The sequence below is a fragment of the Ralstonia sp. RL genome, from assembly GCF_001683835.1.
GTDB classification, from domain to species: domain Bacteria; phylum Pseudomonadota; class Gammaproteobacteria; order Burkholderiales; family Burkholderiaceae; genus Ralstonia; species Ralstonia mannitolilytica.
The window spans coordinates 1-3,740 of record NZ_LWRX01000069.1 but is presented as its reverse complement, the minus strand read 5'-3'; the positions used below and the strand labels follow the sequence as shown (position 1 = coordinate 3,740).

General features: G+C 62.9%; 7 protein-coding genes. All 7 read right to left on the bottom strand.

Annotated elements, in window-relative coordinates; all coding sequences use genetic code 11:
• Positions 1-388, bottom strand: a 388-nt coding sequence (locus tag A6M56_RS07580; RefSeq protein WP_286757977.1) for a TraK domain-containing protein, incomplete at its 3' end; no start/stop codon positions are given.
• On the bottom strand, positions 385-942 hold the full coding sequence (traE, locus tag A6M56_RS07575; RefSeq protein ID WP_286757975.1) for a type IV conjugative transfer system protein TraE: 558 nt from the start codon (positions 940-942) through the stop codon (positions 385-387). The genes A6M56_RS07580 and traE, both read right to left, overlap by 4 nt.
• A gap of 18 nt (positions 943-960) precedes the next feature.
• A complete protein-coding gene (traL, locus tag A6M56_RS07570) occupies positions 961-1,260 on the bottom strand; it encodes a type IV conjugative transfer system protein TraL (RefSeq protein ID WP_286757973.1) in 300 nt (99 codons plus the stop codon).
• A 41-nt stretch (positions 1,261-1,301) separates the two neighbouring features.
• On the bottom strand, positions 1,302-1,658 hold the full coding sequence (locus tag A6M56_RS07565; RefSeq protein WP_286757971.1) for a hypothetical protein: 357 nt from the start codon (positions 1,656-1,658) through the stop codon (positions 1,302-1,304).
• 83 nt (positions 1,659-1,741) lie between these two features.
• Positions 1,742-2,467 carry an OmpA family protein gene (locus tag A6M56_RS07560; protein WP_286757969.1) on the bottom strand — a complete coding sequence of 242 codons (726 nt, stop codon included), beginning with the start codon at positions 2,465-2,467 and terminating at the stop codon, positions 1,742-1,744.
• Positions 2,464-3,012, bottom strand: coding sequence for a lytic transglycosylase domain-containing protein (locus A6M56_RS07555; RefSeq protein ID WP_286757967.1), 549 nt, complete (start codon positions 3,010-3,012; stop codon positions 2,464-2,466). Before A6M56_RS07555 ends, A6M56_RS07560 begins: the two co-directional genes overlap by 4 nt.
• A 187-nt stretch (positions 3,013-3,199) precedes the next feature.
• On the bottom strand, positions 3,200-3,703 hold the full coding sequence (locus A6M56_RS07550) for a hypothetical protein (protein WP_286757965.1): 504 nt from the start codon (positions 3,701-3,703) through the stop codon (positions 3,200-3,202).
• Positions 3,704-3,740 lie beyond the last annotated feature (37 nt).

The window sequence follows — 3,740 nt, the reverse complement described above, 5'->3', positions numbered from 1 at the left end:
GCAGCAGCAGCGTGTAAGTCGCGCTCGCCGACGAGACGAACAAGTTGACCGGTTTGGCCGAGGTGCCAACTGGGCGGACATAAATCTCGCCCTTGTCCCGGTCGCATTCCAGGACGATTTCACCGGTCGGATTGACGGCGGGCGCCGGAGATGGGGCAACGCCTGTCCCCGCTGCGGAGGCAGATTGGCCGCAATTGCTCGAATGGATATTCCCGAACACGTCGGTAATCGGCGCGTTCTCGATGCGGATGCGGGTTGGTTCCTTGAGCGAGATCACCGCTTCGACAGCGACGCCATCGCGCGCTTCGACCACCTGCAGCGCATGGGAAGGGAGGCTGGCGAGCGCGAACGGCGTCGCCAGCAGCGGCAAAAGCCATGGCTTGTTCATTGGGAAGTCTCCTTGAAGGCTTTCAGGTGCATGCGGCCGCCGGCGTACTGGAACTCGGCGAGGTACGCCTTGGTTTCCGTGGCCGTGTCCTGACCGTTCACCTGCGTACGCAGGCGGCCGCGGATGACGACGGTTTGCTTGTCTTCATGCGGGACGAGCTGCTGCGGCAGAAAGGAGGTGCTGGCATTGATGCGCTTGAGCCTCTCCGCTTCGATTTCCTGGCGTGACTTCATCGCGCCGTGCTCATCGGGGGCGACGTAGTTGAGCAGGATGTCTTTCTTCCAATCGATTGATGCCGGAGACACATCCAGAATCAGCCAGGCGATGAAGCTGCCCATCTGCTCCAGATACTCGCGGCTGACGCGGTCCTTGGTGACCCAGAAGGTCTTGTCGATCGACGGCGGCACGACGATCGTGCGTTCCGTGCCGATCAGATTGAGGATGATCACCAGGCACAGGAGCAATGCGAGGATCAGGCCGCTGACGGTCAGACCCAGGCTCCGGTTGCGCTTGCGCATCTCCTTCAGATCGTTATCGAGCTTGGCAAAGTCCATAGCAGGCTCCTGTGCGCTTCAGCCGACCATGCGGCGCAAGTGGGAAGGCGGCGTGCCCCGCATTGCCGTGAGCGGGTTGGGCGGCAGGCACCAGTAGACCCAGTGCATGGCAAAGGCCGGGTGCTTGTCCGCCTTGATGCGGGAGAGCCAGCGGGAGAGGAAGATCCCGATCGCCATGCAGACGGCGAACGAGGTCTTGGTGCCGGCGAGGTAGCCCACGAAAAAGAAGAACAACACCGGGGCGGCGACATCGATGTCCCAGAAGCCGATCTTCCATTGGTCGTCGAGACGCCGTGGAATGTAGGTGTCCGCTTGCATGGCACGCTCCCGCTGGTGATAGAAAGTCCGAGCGTCGATCGTCAGAGAACCGCACCCATGATCGCGCCGGCGATCACGAGGCCGACCGCTGCGAAGATCGCCAGGCCGACGTAAAACAGCACCGGCCCGAAGTTGCGCAATGCGGACAGCGAAATCAGGGCGACGACGAACCCGACGAACCCGACCAGGGCCTTGATGCCCGGTCCCAGCGCTGAAATCTGGGTCAGTGCCGACGTCAGCGGACCGGTGATGCCGGTGAAGGCCACCAGGTCCAGCGCGTAGCCCGGGAAGGCGACGCACAGGCCGGTCAGGAGCAAGAGCATCAGAGAAGCGGCCGCCAGTGATTTGCGGTTCGGGGAATGGCGAGTTGCGGGGACGTTGATCAGTGCGGTATTCATGGAGTTCTCCAAAGGAAAGTGGAAGGGAAAATGCGCTGGCGTTGCAGACGACAAGCGGGTGCGAGCAGGTGGGAAATCAAGCGTCATGGCGCCACCTGCCCGGGAACGCTGAAGACGACCTCGACACGCCGGTTTTGCCGGCGGCCTTCCGGCGTGTCGTTGGATGCGGTGAAACAGCACGTGCCTTGTGCATCGAGCGTGAAGGCATGGCTGGGATAGGAGGGAAGCCTGGAGCGCAGGTAATCGCGAACGGCGCGCGCACGCGCCAGCGCAAGGGCCTGGTTGGCGCTTTTGCTGCCGAAGTTATCGGTGCGGCCGGCGATGACGATGCGGTCGGCCGCGCGTGCGCCTGAAACGGCTTGGTCGAGCGCGGCACGGGCGGCGCTCGAGAGTGCGGCGCTGCCGGAGGCGAAGGTCACGATGACCGGTGCGCGAAGATGTTCGGTCGGCGGGGCGGGGGCAACCGCGGACCGGACACTTGTGCGCTGGACTTTCAATTCCACTTCGCCGGGATCCAACGTCGCCGCTATATCGACGGACGGCGGGATCGCATTGGCGGGCGCTTGCGGCTTGATCGTCAGCGTTTTGCGCGTGACAGCGGGGCAGGCCGGCTCGATGCAAAGCGCAAACGATGCGTCGCGACCGAAATTGAGCTGCGCGATTTTCCGGGAATGGTGAGATTGGTCGGCTCTAGCGCGGCCGGCCTGTTCGATATGCCGCTGCAGGGGCAGGCTGCACGACGCCGCGAGCAGAACGGTTCCCGTTGCCATGCTGAACGCCGAGAGAAGCCGGATCGCTTGCGACATCATGGCGACACCCGCACGGAATGGGCGAACGGCTGCGTGCCCTGGGACGCAATCCGAGAATGCGCAACCTTCGTTGATGCCGCTTGCCTTGGTGAAGCTTGCTGCGACGGGAGCTGCCGATAGACCAGCCATGCATATTTGGCGCGGGCTTTCTGGCACGCGGCGCCCTTGAGCTGACTGCATGCGGCGTTGTAGGCACCGACGCCTTCCCACGTGGTGCTGTGGCGCGCAAAGCTATGCGCAAGCAGCCAGGCGCCGACATGGATGCTGGTGCACGGTTGATAGAGATCGCGTTCGTGAATGCCGTACCGTGCAAGTGTGCGCAGGTTCGAGCTGTTGATTTGCATCAGCCCGATGTCGTATGAGCCGGTCCGCTGGCGGTGCGAGAGGTTGACCGCTTGCGGATTCAGGCGTGACTCGACCCGGGCGATTGCGTAGAGCAGTTCGGCCGATACGCCGTAGCGCTGCGCTGCCTGTTCCCAGCAGGCCTGCGCGCAGACGGGAGCACAGAGCAGAACAAGAAGTCCGGCGATTTGAAAATGCCGCATGACTCACCCCAGCGAGGACCATTGCGCCGCGCACCATGCGCGACATCGGTGTCAGGACCGGAATGTCCGGCCGTGGTCGGGTTCGGGTGAGCCTTGGCAGCGATTGCCCAGGCGGGGTGTTACTGCGGGTGAATCAGCGGGGCAGGATGCTACGTCCCGCTAATGCAGGTCTGGTCTTGCGACGGATTCAACCGGTCGCCCACGGTTCCTGCGTTTTTGCCATCCGGTTTGCCATGTTGATCCGTGCTTGCGCCAGGACCTGCGCACCCGACGGATCGGCCTTGTAACTGAGCGCCACGCAGGCAGTGGTCAACTGGTCGAGCTGAAACTTCGGATTCGGGTGCCGGTTTGCGGGGGACCGCTGCACCGCCAGCAGCAGTTCGTATTGTGGCATCCACATCGATTCGCGGCGGCGCGGGCTATGCGGTGGACGCAGGATCAACTCTGTGCCGAGGAACTCGAAGATGCGCGTCGCAGCATCATCACCAGCGAACACCAGTGACACGCAGGCGCTGATCAGATCGGGACAGCGAAACGTCGGCGAGACGTTGTGCTCGCTCTTCAACAGCGCATAAATCCAATTGTGCTCTTCGAGCCATAGACGGGTTTCGATTGTGTCTTGCGTGCGCCCGGCAGTGAACCGGGACGGTGCCGACACAGTTTGCTGTTGGGTCAGGGGGGCGGCGTACATAGGCATCCTCTTTCTTCAATCGTTGTGTGCCGTGGTG